The following is a 15,372-nucleotide window of genomic DNA, read 5'->3' as shown; positions in this document are numbered from 1 at the left end:
GACCAACCCGCTTGAAGTTTTTTCGAATTTTAAACTTCAAATTCCGAATTCTAAATTCAAAATCAGAATTCTAATAAATGAGATGAGAAAAGTCATTTATCACATTGTGTTTTAATAAATAAAATATTCCGCAGCAGGCTTGGAATGCCCCCTGCGCTGCGCGCGCTCGCGGGCAAGATGCCGGTCTAGCTTCGCCCGCCCCTCTTTCCGGCACCCAGCGTTTCTAAGCAGCCTTCTTTCGCAGGATGCGGTGCGACGGGAAGGTCACGGAGACCGACGTCCCCTGCCCCGGCACGCTCTCGACAGCGAAGGTGGCGTCGTGAAGTTCGGCAAGGCGCTTGGAAAGCGGCAGCCCCAGACCGGTGCCTTCATGTTCCCGGCTGACCGTGCTGTCGACCTGGCCGAAGGGCTCCAGGATCTTGGGAATGTCCGCCGCCGCGATACCAATGCCGGTATCCTCGACCACGAGCTTGATCTTGCCCCGGGTGTTTTCCACAAAGACCCGGACCGAGCCCTCGGCCGGCGTGAACTTCACCGCATTGCTGAGCAGGTTGAGCAGGATCTGTTTCACCCTGCGTTCATCGGCCAGGAGCGAGGGCAGGCGCGCGGGCAGTTCATTGATCAGCGTGACCTTGGCGTGGTCCGCCCGGCTGCGCACCATGGCAAGACAGTGTTCGGCCGTGGCGCCGAGATCCAGCGGTTCCTCATGAAGCTCGATCTTGTCGGCTTCGGCCTTGGAGAGATCCAGGATATCGTTGATCAGATCGAGCAGATGAAGGCCGGATGACTTTATGTCGTCCGCATAGCTCTTGTAGCGGGCATGGCCCAGCGGACCGAGCATCTCCATGGTCAGGAATTCAGAGAAGCCGATTACCGCATTCAGCGGCGTCCGGAGCTCATGGCTCATCACCGCCAGGAAGTCGGACTTGGCCCGGTTGGCGACCTCGGCATGCTCCTTGGTCTCTACCAGTTCGCTCTCGACCCGTTTTTGCTCCGAAATGTCTGTATGAACACCGACGTGGTACAGCACCGTCCCGTCGTCATCGAAAACCGGATTGACCACCAGGCGGCTCCAGAACACCGAAGCGTCCTTGCGGTAGTTCATGATATCGACACGTACGGGGTTGTGACTCTTCAGGCCGCTCTCAAGCGTCTCGAGGGTCGCGGGATCCGTCTCGGGCCCCTGCAGGAACCAGCAGTTTTTGCCCAGGACATCGCCGGGCTCGTAACCGGTCAGACGGGTAAAGGCGGGATTCACAAAGATCGTGGGATCCCCCGGCTGACGCGGGTCGGAGATGATCACTCCGGCCTCGGTGCCGTTCACTGCCGCCGCAAGCCGCGTGTTCTCGGCCGCCAGCAGCATCAGCTCCTTTTCGCGGCGCTTAAAGGGCGTGATATCGCTGTAGAGGCTGATGGTATCTCCCTCAGGGGTGCGGAAATGCTCGGCATGAATCCAGCGGTCGCCATCCAGACGGATCTCATGCGCTTCGTTTTTGGCCCTGAGCCGGGCCTGTTTGGCCACCCAGGATCTGGGGTGCTTCGCCGCTTCCAGATTGCGGCCCGCCTTGGCATGGAGCATGGCGATATCGGTGAAGCTGGCGCCGGGCTGCACCAGCTTTTCCATGCCCGGGAAGAAGAGTTCCCGGAAACGCCGGTTGCAGAGGATCAGACGTTCGGAGGAATCGAACAGTGTGACCCCGTCCGAGCTGCTCTCGATCGCCCGCGTCAGTCGCGCCTGAGCCGCCGCGGCGCGTTCGGCGACCATGCGTTCGACGGTAATGTCGGTGCCCGTGCCCCGGTATCCCAGGAACGCGCCATTCATCCCGAAGCGCGGTTTGCCGCTCAGCTTGATCCAGCGCACGTGGCCGTCGGTCAGGTCGATTCGATAGGTAAAGTCGCGAAAGCCCGCCTGCCGCTCCAGATCGTCCTGATGGGCCTGGGCCGCTGCCGGATCGACCCGGGGATCTAGCACCTCGAACACGCGGTGGCCGATGAAACTGGAGGGATCCATACCGGTGGCCTCGCGCACCCGGTCGGAAACGTAGGTAAAACTGAGGTTCGGCCCCATTTCCCAAAACCAGTCCGACGCGGCATTGGCGATATCGCGCAAACGGTCTTCGCTGTCACTCACGGCCTGCAGCATGGCTTCACGGTGCCGGGCTTCACGCACGACGGAGCGGCCAATCAGGAGGGTTGCAAGCTGAAACGCCAGGCTGGCTGCCGCGGCGAAGATCCAGGTGGTGAGAAAACGCTGCCGCCAGATGGACGAGATATCATCCGACGACAGAGTCGCGAGCAGAATCTGGCCGAAATGATCCAGGGCGCGCCAGGCCAGGACTTCCGGCTTCAAACCGCCTTTGTCATCCTTGAAGACTTTACTGCCGGATGTCCGCTCCGCATCGCCAACCAGACCAAACAGCATTTCGACGTTCAGGGTGTTTTCGTCGCTGGCCTCCGGTTGAGGCCGTTCCACCCAGACGCGGCCGTCCTGCGTCATGAGGGTCAGTTTGGTTCCGGCCGGAAGCACCAGGCCGGACCACCACTCCAGTAAGGAGCGGATCGGAAAACTCGCGGCCACGAACTTGGAAGAATCCCCATAGCGGGCCTGGCGGACCAGGGTGGCGAACCAGGTTCCATCGATATTGAAGGGCGAACTCAGGACCGTCCGGCGCTCCTCAGCAGCCTCCGCGAAGAGGGATTGCAACTCGTTTTCGCCGGGAAGCGGAATGGCCGCCCAATTCTCGCTGACCTGTCCGTCGGCCTCCAGCATGGCCGCCTGCCGCCAGTGCCCGAGGATCTGGGTGAGCGATTCGCTGGCCAGCGGCTCGGCGGACTGCTCGTTGACCAGGCTGCCCCACTCAATCTCGCGCAGGACTGCCTCGTGATCGGCGAAAAAGAGACCGACCGGAACGGCGGCGTCGTCGAGCGCCGACTTGAGCTGATGACGGACCTCCCGGCGCACTTCGTGGTAAGTCGTAAAGGCCCAGCCGCCCAGCACACTGCAGGACAGAACGAAAAGAATCAGAGAGAAAACGTTGAAATTGCGGCGCAGGTCCCGGTCGCTGTTCTTGCCGTCGTCAATGGACGCCCATTTGGGCCTCAGCGTTGAGGGCAGGCGTAACGGCAGTTTCCGCGTCGACGGCCACAGATTTCCGAGCGCAGTCGTCAGGCGTCCAAACATCGTTCTCATTGTCCAAGGTCTCGTGACCAAACAGTCTCTCCCAACCTTCGATATCACTTCACGCCGCAGCAATTACCGAGCATTAGAGTTTTGTTAAGGTTAACAAAGAGACCACATATGAATGAAAAAAGAGTTAATATTTACCAGAGCTTAAGTCTCACCAAGAGCAGCGCCGCCGAGACTTGAAGCGCCAGACATCTGGCCTTGCCGTTGTCTGAAAAAGGGGTCGGGATCGGAGTCCGGTGTCCTTGCGATTCGCTTCCGGGTTCGCGGTGAAACATCACCGGATCCTGCCTTCGCGGACCGCGGGCAGACGATTGCGTGACGCTTTGTCGCAATTCAGACAGCAGTTGTCGCGAGCGACGAAGCTCAAGGCCGCTCATTCCATGGAAATATGCAAGGAGACGCGCTTCTTTGAGGCGCGTAAGAGAAGGCCTTTGTTTCACGGCACCGCAGTCCTGATAAAGGCGGGTGTAAGCAAAGGTTTGAGAGCAGACGCGATTAAGGATGAACGCCATGTCCGATGAAGACGATCTCGACCTCAGCACGCTTGATGACGACGAGCTCGTCAAGCAGATGCACGACGATCTCTACGATGGCCTGAAGGAAGAGATCGAAGAGGGCGTAAACATCCTCCTGGAGCGCGGCTGGACGCCTTACGACGTGCTGACTCAGGCCCTGGTCGAGGGCATGCGGATCGTCGGCATCGACTTCCGCGACGGTATCCTCTTCGTGCCGGAGGTCCTGTTGGCCGCCAACGCCATGAAAGGCGGCATGGCCATCCTGCGCCCCCTGCTGGCCGAGACCGGCGCGCCCAAACTGGGCAAGATGGTCATCGGCACGGTCAAGGGCGACATCCACGACATCGGCAAGAACCTGGTCTCCATGATGATGGAAGGCGCCGGGTTCGATGTGATCGATATCGGGATCAACAATCCGGTGGAGAACTATCTTGCCGCCATCGAAGAGCATGAGCCCGACATCCTCGGCATGTCCGCGCTTTTGACCACGACCATGCCTTACATGAAGGTCGTCATCGACACCCTCAAGGAAAAGGGCATGCGCGACGACTATATCGTGCTGGTCGGCGGCGCGCCGCTGAACGAGGCCTTTGGCGAAGCCATCGGCGCGGATGCCTATTGCCGCGATGCCGCTGTCGCGGTGGAAACGGCCAAAGAGTTCATGGCGCGCAAGCACAACCAGCTCTAACCAGGAATTCCGGGCGCCGGCTTGGCGCCCCGCTGCAGTCCCGGCCCACGACGAACTTGAGGGGATCCAGTGCAGAACGGAGCGAGAGAGGATACGGCACACCGCACCCTGCTGATCGCCTGTGGCGCTTTGGCCCGGGAAGTCGTGGACCTCATCCGCCTGAACCACTGGACCCATCTGGGCGTCACCTGTCTGCCGGCGATCTGGCACAACACGCCCCAGAAGATACCCGAGGGCGTGCGCCGGAAAATCCGCGAAAACCGGGAGCGCTACCAGAAGATCATGGTGCTCTACGGCGATTGCGGAACCGGTGGCGCGCTGGACCGGGTGCTGGAAGAAGAAGGCGCGGAGCGGATCGACGGCCCGCACTGCTATGCCTTTTACAGTGGCGTCGAAGGGTTCAACGCGCAGGCGGACGAAGACCCGACCTGCTTTTACCTGACTGACTACCTGGTCCGGCACTTCGACAGACTGATCATCCAGGGCATGGGGATCGACCGTCACCCGGAACTGCTGCCGATGTATTTCGGCAACTACACCAAGCTGGTCTACCTGGCGCAGACCGAGGACGAAGAACTTCAAGCCGAGGCAGCGGCCGCGGCGGAAAAGATTGAACTGGATTACGAATACCGCTTTACCGGCTACGGCGAATTGGAAAGTTTCATCCGGCAGGCGCACTAAAACTGAACAACGAGCGGACGCGGCAAGCGACCGCAGGACGAAAGAACAGAGCATGGCAAAGTTGACAGTGGTTTATTGGCGCGACATCCCCGCCCAGGTCATCGTGAAGGCCGGGCGCAAGAACGCCAAGCGGCAGCTCGACGAGCGTTTCGAGAAGGCCATCGACCGGGCCGCCATGCGTGCCAAGCTGCGCGACAGCGACTCCTATCTGGAGCACTGGCGCCGGGCCGCGCCCAGCGATGTCGGCGACGACCTGGAAATGGAGGCCGCGACCGCGGCTGAAGCTCTGGAAACCGCCTACCCGGAAGAACGCCTGAAAGAACTGGTCGCCAACGGTGGCCTGGAGTCCGACAGCACCCTCGAATCAACCTCAGCAGACGCCTAAACGGCGCGACGCCAGAGCCCACGGGCTCCTGAGCCAAGGATAGCGATATGAACGTTTTCAGCAGCGCAGCCCCAGCCGCCACCTTCTCCAGCCTGAGCGAGGCCGACCCCATGAAGCAGCAGATCATCGATTTCATGCGGGACTTCTCCATCGAGACCACGCCGGGCTCCGCGCTCAAGATTCCCGACTACCGCGAGCACCTGCGGCCGGGCGCCAAGGTTGCCGTGACCTTCCTGCCGGGGTCGGATTTCGCCGACACCATCGCCACGGCCAAACGCCTGAAGGAAGAGGGCTTTCAGCCCCTGCCCCACTTCGCCGCCCGCTCCATCGTCAGCGCCGCGGTCATGGAAGAGAACCTGAAGAAGCTGCAGGCCGAGGTCGGGATCGATGAGGTCGTTGCCCTGGGCGGTGCGGTGGATACACCTCTGGGTGAGTTCGAATCCTCCATGGATCTGCTCGAAACCGGCCTCTTCGATAAGTACGGCATCCGTGAAATCGGCGTCGCCGGCCATCCGGAAGGCAGCCCCGATATCTCCCCACAGGGCCTGAAGGACGCCATCACTTGGAAGAACGCCTTCGCCGAGCGCACCGGCGCGAAGCTCTACATCGCGACCCAGTTCTGTTTCGAGGCCGCCCCGATCATTGCCTGGGACCGCGCGATCCAGGCCGAGGGCAACAAGCTGCCGATCCACATCGGCGCACCGGGTCTGGCCACCATCAAGACGCTTATCAACCATGCCAAGGCCTGCGGTGTCGGTCCTTCCATGCGCTTCCTGACCCGCCAGGCCATGAACGTCGCCAAGCTGATGACCGTCAACGCGCCGGACAAACTGATCATGGATCTGGCCCAGTACCGGGCCGAGGACCCGAACTGCGGCATCGCCAAGGTTCATATGTATCCGCTGGGCGGTCTGAAGAAGTCCGCGGCCTGGAGCTACGCGGTGGTCGATGGCGACTTCACGATGGATCCCAAGGGCAAGGGCTTCAAGGTCACGCGGGACATCGGCTGAAACACGCGCCTGGGCCGGTAGGCCGCAGGCCTGCGCGACCGCCGCGAACAGCCTCGGCACCGCTAAGACGGGTCAGGGCGCGTACAGCTGTTCGCCGTAGCTTGCCAGCCTTTCGGCAGGCGTTCCGGAATGGCCCAGCACTGTGTCTTTCCAGGCCGCGATTTCGAAACTGACCAAGTCCATTTCCCAGACACAGCCAACGACTTCACTTTCGCCGTCCCCGAAGGAGGTCGGCTGATCCCACGGTGCCCGCATCTGTCCGATATTGGCCAGGACGCTGCCCCACTGCCAATAGAACACAGGCGATACCACAGCGACCTCGGCGAAGTGGATAATCTGAAACCCGACGCCGTGATTGCCGGCTTCATCCCCGATCTGGCCTGCCTTCGGTAAGCGGGCGAGCGCTTCAGCCAGAGCCGATGACGCGATCCCGTTATCGAAATCTCTGCCCTCGGACAGGATGGCATAGCGCTTTAACTGCCATCCCTTCTCGTTCGCCAATGGCAAGGCCCGCACATCACGGGATTGGAAGGCCTGGAGGTGTCTCATATGGATTTCCCTGTTGTAGAGACTGAAAGATATAGAAAAGCAAAGCAGACGCCACCCATCCAAACCGGTCTTTTTTAGCTGTAACGCTTCCCGGGACCGCAGCTGTACGCTTTTAAGATATCGGATGTCGCCAGTGTGACAGCCGGCGGGTTCAGGATCGCAGCTAATCGCAGGGGATCGACGTCAGCGGCTCCGCCAGCTTCCTGACGCTCGAAATCAGAATAAAAAGACAGCCGGCGCGCGGATGACACAGGGGCACCGCCGCCCTTTGCCAGGAGTACCAGGACCATGTCACGCACCGTTGTCAGCTCGCACTCGAAAGAACTGGTGATCGGCTTCGATCAGCCTTTCTGCATCATCGGCGAGCGCATCAACCCAACGGGTCGCAAGGCGCTGGCCGCCGAGATGGCCGCGGGCGACTACAGCCGGGTCGAATCCGACTGCCTGGCCCAGGTCGCCGCAGGCGCCCACATGCTGGACGTCAACGCGGGGATCCCCCTGGCCGACGAGCCCGCGATCCTGGCCGAGACCGTCAAGCTGGTGCAGTCCCTGACCGACCTGCCCCTCTCCATCGACTCCTCCATTGTCGAGGCCCTGGAAAACGGCCTGAGCGTCTATCAGGGCAAGGCCCTGGTGAACTCGGTGACCGGCGAAGACGAGCAGATGGAACGGGTGCTGCCGCTGGTCAAGAAGTACGGCGCGGCGGTGGTCGCGATCTCCAACGACGAGACCGGCATCTCCATGGATCCGGAGGTGCGTTTCGCCGTCGCCAAGAAGATCGTCGAGCGCGCCGCCGACTACGGCATCCCCAAGGAAGATGTAGTGGTCGATCCTCTGGTCATGCCGATCGGCGCCATGGGCACGGCGGGCCAGCAGGCCTTCGCCATCGTCCGCAAGCTGCGCGAGGAGCTGGGCGTCAACACCACCTGCGGCGCGTCGAACATCTCCTTTGGCCTGCCCAACCGCCACGCCATGAACGCCTTCTTCTTGGCCATGGCCGCTGGCGCCGGCATGACCTCCGCGATCATGAACCCGCTGCACGAAGAAGAGTTGACCGGGATCAAGGCTTCCGACGTTCTGCTGGGTCACGATAAGGACTGCCGCGCCTGGATCAAAAAGTACCGCGCGCCAGCGCCCGAAGGCGCCGAGGGCGAAGGTGCCGGCCGCCGCGAGCGGCGGCGCCGGAGAGGGTAACGCCGCGAACGGCGGCGCAGAAGAGGGTAAAACTTTGCTGCGGACACCAGTTCCGGCGAGGTTAAAGCTGAAAAAGGATCAGGCTCAAAAAGCGCAGTTCATGCCGTCAGCAGACAAGTCTGGTCACGAGCTGCGGAGTTAGGCTATCGGGGGGCGGGAATAGGTTTTGAGTCGAGACAGGCATGTCTGAAACACTGAAAGAAATCGGCGAACCGGCGACCAAAGAAGCAAAGCAGGCCCTGGTCGTCTTCACGCCCTCGGGACGGCGCGGCCGTTTCCCCGTCGGCACCCCGGTCCTGAAGGCCGCCCGCAGCCTGGGCGTGGACATCGATTCGGTCTGCGGCGGGCGCGGCATCTGCGGCCGCTGCCAGATCCAGCCGGAGATCGGCGACTTCGCCAAGCACGGTATCTCCAGCCGCGCCGAGAACGTTTCCCCGGGCAACGAGGTCGAGGCGCGCTACGCCAAGAAGCGCGGCATGAAGGCCGATCGGCGTTTGTCCTGCCAGAGCCTGGTCCAGGGCGACCTGGTGGTCGACGTCCCCGCCGACAGCCAGGTCCACAAGCAGGTGGTGCGCAAGCGCGCCGAGGTCCGCGATATCGAGCTCGACCCGGCCATGCGGCTGCACTACGTCGAGGTCGAAGAGCCCGACATGCACAATCCCACCGGCGATCTGGAGCGCCTGATCGCCGCCCTGAAATCCCAGTGGAGCCTGACCGATCTGGAGTGCGACCTGCGCACGCTCCAGGGTCTGCAGCAGGCCCTGCGCAAGGGCGAATGGAAGGTCACCGTCGCCGTGCACCGCGGTCAGGTCATCACCGCCATCTGGCCGGGCTTCCAGGGGAACGCCTACGGCATGGCCGTGGATGTGGGCTCCACCACCATCGCCGCGCACCTTTGTGATCTGCAGACCGGCGAGGTTCTGGCCTCGTCGGGCGTCATGAACCCGCAGATCCGCTTCGGCGAAGATCTCATGAGCCGGGTCTCCTATGTCATGATGAACCCGGGCGGCGACCGGGCCATGACCGCCGCCGTACGCGATGCCCTCAACACGCTGACCGAGGCCGTGGCGGAAGAAGCCGGGATCGACCGCACGCTGATCCTGAACGCTACCTTTGTCGGCAACCCCATCATGCACCACCTGCTTCTGGGCATGGACCCGACCGAGCTGGGTGGCGCGCCCTTCGCGCTGGCCGCCAACTCCGGCATGACCCTCTGGGCCACCGAGCTGGAGCTGAACATCAACCAGGACGGCCGGGTCTACGTGCTGCCCTGTATTGCCGGGCATGTGGGCGCCGATACAGCGGGCGTGATCCTCTCCGAGCAGCCGCATCTGGCCGAGGACATCACCCTGGTCGTGGACGTGGGTACCAACGCCGAGATCGTGCTGGGCAACAAGCAGCGCCTGCTCGCCTGCTCCTCCCCCACCGGTCCGGCCTTCGAGGGTGCGCAGATCTCCTGTGGCCAGCGCGCCGCCCCCGGCGCCATCGAGCGCGTGCGCATCGACCCGGAAACGCTCGAGCCAAGATTCAAGGTGATCGGCAGCGACCTCTGGTCCGACGAGCCGGGCTTCGCCGCCGAGACCAAGAAAACCGGCGTCACCGGCGTCTGCGGCTCCGGCATCATCGAGGTTCTGGCCGAGATGTTCTTGGCCGGGCTCCTGCTGACCGACGGCACCATCAACGGCGAGATGGCCGCCAAGACCCCGCGCATCCAGCCGGACGGCCGCACCTTCTCCTACCTGCTGCATGAGGGTGACGGAAAGGGGGACGGAGAACCGGAACTGCGCATCACCCAGAACGACGTCCGCGCCATCCAGCTCGGCAAGGCCGCGCTTTACGCCGGTATCCGCCTGCTGATGGACCGCCTGGGCGTGGAGCAGGTCGAGCGCATCATGCTGGCCGGCGCCTTCGGCAGCCACATCGACGTGAAGTACGCCATGATCCTGGGCATGATCCCCGACTGCCCCCTGGAGAAGGTCCACTCCGCGGGCAACGCGGCGGGCACCGGCGCGCGCATCGCCCTGCTGAACCAGAAAACCCGCGACGACATCGAAAGCGTGGTCAAAAAGGTCGAGAAGATCGAAACCGCCGTGGAAGCCAAGTTCCAGGAGCACTTTGTGCAAGCCATGGGCATTCCGCATACGACCGCGGTGTTCCCGCATTTGGCCGAAGCGGTGGAACTCCCCGCCCCGAGCGTGAAAGCAGCCCCGGAGGGGGACGAAGACGGCGGCGGGCGGCGAAGGCGGCGGCGACGGAGTTAGGTCCGGATTTGAGCCCGCTCCGCGGGTTTGCGACGATACTGCGTTCGTCAGCTTTACGATACGCGCAGCAGCGCAAAGCCTCTCAAAACAGGTGAAATTTTGAACCGGCGCTTTGATGCCGATTGTCCTGGCGCGCCGTTATTGACCGTCGTTGACATCGGTAGCATGGCTTGTCGTACTGAGCATATATAGTATAGTCCCCTATACTATATTGAGCATCGGGAGTGGAGCGTGTCCCATCTGAGCCTGGATAATACGAAGCTGATCTCCCGACTCCGGCGGATCAAGGGTCAGATGGAGGGTGTGGAACGCGCCTTAGAGTCCGAAGCGGATTGTGGCGAGGTCATGCGCCAGCTTGCTTCGATTCGTGGCGCTATGACGGGTCTCACGCGCGAAGTGATGGAGGTTCATATGCGTGAGCATGTCGTCGCAGGCCCAACTGAAGCCGACCGCAAGAGTGGCGCGGAAGAAATGATCCAGATCCTGAAATCATACATGAAATAAGCAGCTCAGTTGAGCTGAAGGGGATTGCTTTGAAGAAGCGGGATTTATCCGAAATTACGCACGATCATGACTTTCTTGGCGCAAACCAAGACCGCAACGAGCGCAAGGTCTGGTTGGTCATCGCCCTGACGGCCACAATGATGGTTGTCGAGATCGTCGCGGGTCATTGGTTCGGCTCGATGGCTCTCATCGCGGATGGCTGGCACATGTCGACCCATGCCGGCGCTATGTTGATAGCGGTTTTGGCCTATCGCTATGCAAGACGGAACCTGGCAAATCCAAATTTCAGCTTCGGCACGGGCAAGGTCGGCGACTTGGCGGGTTTTGCGAGCGCCGTGGTATTGGTTCTGGTCGCTTTACTTATCGGCTGGGAAAGCTTGCTGCGTTTGGTTGAGCCAGTTCCGATCAGCTTTGAACAGGCCATCATGGTGGCCGTCATCGGACTGGCCGTGAACCTGCTCAGTGCGTGGCTGCTTCGGGACGACCACCATCACCACCACGGTCATGCTCAGCAGCATCATGGGCACCATCATCATGGACCTGATCATCCCCATGGCCACGGACAGGACAACAATCTGCGCGCTGCATATCTGCACGTTCTGGCAGACGCTTTAACATCGGTCCTCGCGATTGTGGCCTTGTTGCTGGGGCGTGCGTACGGATGGTACTGGGCCGACCCCATCATGGGTGTGGTCGGCGCAATCGTCATATCGCGCTGGTCGTTCGGGCTGATCCGGGACACCGGAAGCGTTTTGCTGGATCGCGTTCCGCAAGACATGAACCTGGAGAGCAAAGTCCGCGAAACCATTGAGGACAACGGCGACACCATCACCGACCTTCATATTTGGCAGGTCGGTCCGGGTCATTACTCAGTCATCGTCTCAATCGCCTCGACGGCACCCGACAGCCCAAGCCACTACAAGGCGCAGCTTGAAGGGATTGATCATCTGGCTCATACCACGATAGAGGTTCACAAAGTCGACGCGGCAGCCTAGTCTGTCGCGACCAAACAGTACGCAGGGCCGATGAGACAGGCATACGAACACATTCGGAAGACAGGCATCGCCTTTCTATGCCTCTCACTGATCGTGTGGTCTGTAATGCCATCCTTTACGCATGCGCCTTCGGTTTTTGAGACGATCCAAGATCACATGACAATGGTCGAAGAGCACGGCCATTCGCACGGGTTTGAGGAAGACTTATACTGGGCCTTGCACGGTCACAGCCATGATGTTGTCGATCACGACCACAATCAGGTATTGCTTTTGACCGGCACAAGTTCTGTTCTGAAAGTCGACTTCAGAGAGGACTGGCAAGGCTTGATATCGACACTCAGCCCCTCCCGACAGTTTCTCATAGAACGACCTCCGCGCGCCTGATCGAACCGATGCGCCGCTTGCGCATATTCGATCAATCTACAAATTTGCGGAGTTACCCATGAAAGCTCTCACTGGGGTTGCCAGGCGCGACTTATCGCGTCTCCAGCTTCTCGTTTTATCCATGCTGTTGCTGACTGCGAGCTCAGCCATGGCGCATGACGTCACGCCCGGCGATGCCGGCTACATCCAGGAAATCTGGGGCGTGCACATCATCCCCTTCATGTACCTCGGCGCCAAGCATATGGTGACGGGTTACGATCACATCCTGTTCCTGCTGGGTGTCGTCTTTTTCCTCTACAAGATGAAGGACGTCGCGATCTATGTCAGCCTCTTTGCAGTCGGACACTCGATCACGATGCTCGCCGGTGTCTGGTTCGGCTGGGGGATTAGTTCCTACATCGTCGATGCGATCATCGGCTTCTCTGTCGTGTACAAGGCTCTCGACAACTTAGGCGCCTTTCAGCGCTGGTTTGGCTATCAACCTGATACCAAGGCGGCAACGCTGACCTTCGGCCTGATTCACGGCACGGGCCTTGCGACTAAGATCCTTGAATACGAGATCGCAAAAGACGGACTTCTGGCCAACCTTCTGTCCTTTAATGTCGGTGTCGAGATTGGCCAATTGCTGGCGCTTGCCGTCATTCTCATCGTAATGGGCTACTGGCGAAAATCGGAAAGGTTTTTCCGCCAAGCCTACAGCGTCAATGTCATCATGATGTCCCTCGGCTTTATCCTGATGGGACTACAGATTACCGGCTACGTCGTAGCGGCATAAGGAAATCGAACCATGTTCAATTCAGAAAAACCGAGCCTCGAAGAGCTGCCCAGTTCGGCCCAGCTTCTGCGTTCCACCGTCGCTGCAGCCATCGGAGCTGCGGTCATCCTTGTCGCTGTGGTTCTGCCTGCGGAATACGGCATCGACCCCACAGGCGCGGGCCGCGTGCTTGGTCTGACCGAGATGGGTGAGATCAAGCAGGAGCTTGAAGAAGAGGCCGAACAGGATCGGCAGCTTCATGGGAACGAGCAGTCGTCGAACTTGCTGGACGGCATCTTCGGTTTCGTTGTTGGCACCGCTCAAGCTCAGGAAACTTGGCGCGACTCAATAGTCTTCACACTTGAGCCGGGCGCCTTCACCGAGATCAAACTGAAGATGGCGGCGGGAGACCAAGCCCAATACGCCTGGGTTGCGGAAGGTGGTCGCATCAATTTCGACCTCCACGCCCACGGTGGCGGCCAGTCTCACACTTACGAAAAGGGTCGCGGTGCCACGGAAGGCACTGGCGAGATGCTTGCGCCTTTTCCGGGCGAACATGGCTGGTTCTGGCGTAACCGTGACAAGGCGCCAGTTACCATCTCGCTCCAGCTAAAAGGTGTCTACTCAGAGATACTAAGAAGCGAATAGGTTGCGGAGCCGCGTATCCGAGTGTCGGGTGCGCGGCTCTATAGCCACCATCGAATAGAGCAACCCCAACAGCCGCGCCAAAAACGCCGCGTATTCGGCGTGGCTCATTTGCCCCGAAAAACGCTGGCGGCGTTTGAAGGTCGCGGTGATGGCCGGACGCTCGTTGTCGTAGAGGCGCAGAGGGACGGCCAGGGCTTCGGACAGCCCGCCCAGGACCGTCAGGGCCGGGGCCGCGCGGCCGCATTCCGGCACAGAGAGCGTCTCGACGGAGCCGGCCTTTTGCAGGCATGCACTTGACACCCCGTCTTTAGAGTGAGACTCGAAAAAGCTGCCTCGCCCCGCCTTTAGCATTGGGCGGTAAGCATTGAGCGGCAGGCATTGGAAGGGGGCGATCCGCCGTGTACTCAGATCTGGACGATTTCAATCGGAAACCCGAGCCCTTTTCCCGTTATACGACCGATGTGCTCTGGACCGATCCCTGGATCGCACAGCAAATGCTGAAAGTGCATCTGGACGACAGCACTGACCTGGCCTCGCGCAAGAGCCGGACCATCGACAGTATCGTGGAATGGTTTGACCGAAAGATCGGCCTGCAGGGCAGGAAGGTCTGCGATCTGGGCTGTGGGCCGGGACTCTATGCCCGGCGCATGGCGGCAAGAGGCGCCAGCGTGATTGGCGTCGACTTCTCCGCCGTTTCGCTCGACTACGCAAGGTCCGAAGCCGCCGCCGACGATCTGGACATCGACTACCGAAACGCAGACTATCTGATCGACGACCTGCCAGACGCACAGGACGTCGTCAGCCTGATATGGTGCGATTTCTGCACACTCTCCCCCGAGAAACGGCGCAGACTTCTGGAGCGGGTCAAAGACATGCTGAAGCCCGGCGGGACATTCGTGTTCGATGTGTCGACGACGCGGCAGTTCGAGAGCCGGCGCGAGATCATGACCTACGGCCGCCGCCCCATGGGAGACTTTTGGTCGCCGGATGACCACTTCTGTTTCCAGACCACCTTTCTCTACGATCGAGATAAGATCGCGCTGGACCGTTATCTGATCGTTGCGCCGGAACGCCGCTTCGAGATTTTTAATTGGATGCAGTACTTCGATCCCGAGACGGTCGCGCGCGAAGTCCAGGATGCCGGGCTGGCCGTGGAAGACATCCTCGATGTCGTGACCGGAGCCCCTTGGACCACTGAAGCGGGAGAGATCGCCGTCGTCTCGCGTCTGTGAATTCAGGTCCGATCGTCACGTAACCGGGATCAGGTCCGGATTTGTGCGTCGATGTCTCCTGATTTGCAGCCCTTCGCTCTCCGTACCCCCTCACCTACCCCACAACAGTTTCAGCAGCCGCGCCAGGAATGCCGCGTCTTGGGCGTCTCGCCACTTTCGCGCCTTCGTACCGGCAAGACTGCCGGATCAGGAGCGGAAAATCCGCCTGACTCATCTGCCAGGGTTTTAGTCCCCGACTTAAGCAAGAATTGACATTTCATGAACACTGTATTTTGGGCGAGTTATTAAAACACCCCAGTGAAATTAGAGAGATTGCAAATAGATATGCCGATAGCTCTAACAACTTTTTTTCATACTAATTTTTCTGCTCGGGATAGTTATCGTA

The 15,372-nt window shown here is 60.6% G+C and carries 14 protein-coding genes; 11 read left to right on the top strand and 3 right to left on the bottom strand.

Annotation, left to right across the window (positions count from 1 at the left end):
• Positions 1–223: 223 nt before the first annotated feature.
• Positions 224–3,190 (bottom strand): PAS domain-containing sensor histidine kinase, encoded by a 2,967-nt coding sequence (locus FKG95_RS19330; RefSeq protein ID WP_142898063.1) that lies wholly within the window; start codon positions 3,188–3,190, stop codon positions 224–226.
• A 507-nt stretch (positions 3,191–3,697) separates the two neighbouring features.
• On the opposite strand from FKG95_RS19330, the gene FKG95_RS19325 reads away from it, so the two are divergent.
• From FKG95_RS19325 to FKG95_RS19310, 4 genes are all read left to right on the top strand, one after another.
• Positions 3,698–4,390 carry a corrinoid protein gene (locus tag FKG95_RS19325; protein ID WP_142898062.1) on the top strand — a complete coding sequence of 231 codons (693 nt, stop codon included), beginning with the start codon at positions 3,698–3,700 and terminating at the stop codon, positions 4,388–4,390.
• Positions 4,391–4,459: 69 nt separating this feature from the next.
• Positions 4,460–5,071: a DUF1638 domain-containing protein gene (locus FKG95_RS19320; protein ID WP_142898061.1), complete on the top strand. Its 612-nt coding sequence runs from the start codon at positions 4,460–4,462 to the stop codon at positions 5,069–5,071.
• Positions 5,072–5,123: 52 nt separating this feature from the next.
• Positions 5,124–5,456 (top strand): virulence factor, encoded by a 333-nt coding sequence (locus FKG95_RS19315; RefSeq protein WP_142898060.1) that lies wholly within the window; start codon positions 5,124–5,126, stop codon positions 5,454–5,456.
• A gap of 47 nt (positions 5,457–5,503) precedes the next feature.
• Positions 5,504–6,466 (top strand): methylenetetrahydrofolate reductase, encoded by a 963-nt coding sequence (locus FKG95_RS19310; RefSeq protein WP_142898059.1) that lies wholly within the window; start codon positions 5,504–5,506, stop codon positions 6,464–6,466.
• A 72-nt stretch (positions 6,467–6,538) separates the two neighbouring features.
• Here FKG95_RS19310 and FKG95_RS19305 read toward each other — a convergent pair whose 3' ends face one another.
• Entirely contained in the window at positions 6,539–7,015 is a 477-nt protein-coding gene (locus tag FKG95_RS19305) for a hypothetical protein (protein WP_142898058.1), read from the bottom strand.
• 288 nt (positions 7,016–7,303) lie between these two features.
• On the opposite strand from FKG95_RS19305, the gene FKG95_RS19300 reads away from it, so the two are divergent.
• The 6 genes from FKG95_RS19300 (at position 7,304) to FKG95_RS19275 (ending at position 13,755) form a co-directional block, all read left to right on the top strand.
• A complete protein-coding gene (locus FKG95_RS19300) occupies positions 7,304–8,209 on the top strand; it encodes a methyltetrahydrofolate cobalamin methyltransferase (RefSeq protein ID WP_142898057.1) in 906 nt (301 codons plus the stop codon).
• Positions 8,210–8,391: 182 nt separating this feature from the next.
• On the top strand, positions 8,392–10,470 hold the full coding sequence (locus FKG95_RS19295; RefSeq protein WP_142898056.1) for an ASKHA domain-containing protein: 2,079 nt from the start codon (positions 8,392–8,394) through the stop codon (positions 10,468–10,470).
• A gap of 231 nt (positions 10,471–10,701) precedes the next feature.
• Complete coding sequence (locus FKG95_RS19290) at positions 10,702–10,974, top strand: metal/formaldehyde-sensitive transcriptional repressor (protein ID WP_142898055.1); 273 nt, start codon at positions 10,702–10,704, stop codon at positions 10,972–10,974.
• 29 nt (positions 10,975–11,003) lie between these two features.
• Positions 11,004–11,969: a CDF family Co(II)/Ni(II) efflux transporter DmeF gene (dmeF, locus tag FKG95_RS19285; RefSeq protein ID WP_142898054.1), complete on the top strand. Its 966-nt coding sequence runs from the start codon at positions 11,004–11,006 to the stop codon at positions 11,967–11,969.
• 442 nt (positions 11,970–12,411) lie between these two features.
• Positions 12,412–13,128, top strand: coding sequence for a HupE/UreJ family protein (locus FKG95_RS19280; protein ID WP_142898053.1), 717 nt, complete (start codon positions 12,412–12,414; stop codon positions 13,126–13,128).
• Positions 13,129–13,140: 12 nt separating this feature from the next.
• Positions 13,141–13,755 carry a transmembrane anchor protein gene (locus tag FKG95_RS19275; RefSeq protein ID WP_142898052.1) on the top strand — a complete coding sequence of 205 codons (615 nt, stop codon included), beginning with the start codon at positions 13,141–13,143 and terminating at the stop codon, positions 13,753–13,755.
• On the opposite strand, the gene FKG95_RS19270 is transcribed toward FKG95_RS19275, so the two are convergent.
• Complete coding sequence (locus FKG95_RS19270) at positions 13,741–14,055, bottom strand: hypothetical protein (protein ID WP_142898051.1); 315 nt, start codon at positions 14,053–14,055, stop codon at positions 13,741–13,743. The genes FKG95_RS19275 and FKG95_RS19270 overlap by 15 nt on opposite strands.
• Before the next feature lie 98 nt (positions 14,056–14,153).
• On the opposite strand from FKG95_RS19270, the gene FKG95_RS19265 reads away from it, so the two are divergent.
• Positions 14,154–14,987 carry a class I SAM-dependent methyltransferase gene (locus FKG95_RS19265; RefSeq protein WP_142898050.1) on the top strand — a complete coding sequence of 278 codons (834 nt, stop codon included), beginning with the start codon at positions 14,154–14,156 and terminating at the stop codon, positions 14,985–14,987.
• The last annotated feature ends 385 nt before the right edge of the window (positions 14,988–15,372 follow it).

Origin of the sequence: Denitrobaculum tricleocarpae, assembly GCF_007004665.1 — a bacterium.
GTDB lineage: Bacteria > Pseudomonadota > Alphaproteobacteria > Kiloniellales > Kiloniellaceae > Denitrobaculum > Denitrobaculum tricleocarpae.
This window is presented reverse-complemented; position numbering and strand designations above follow the sequence as displayed.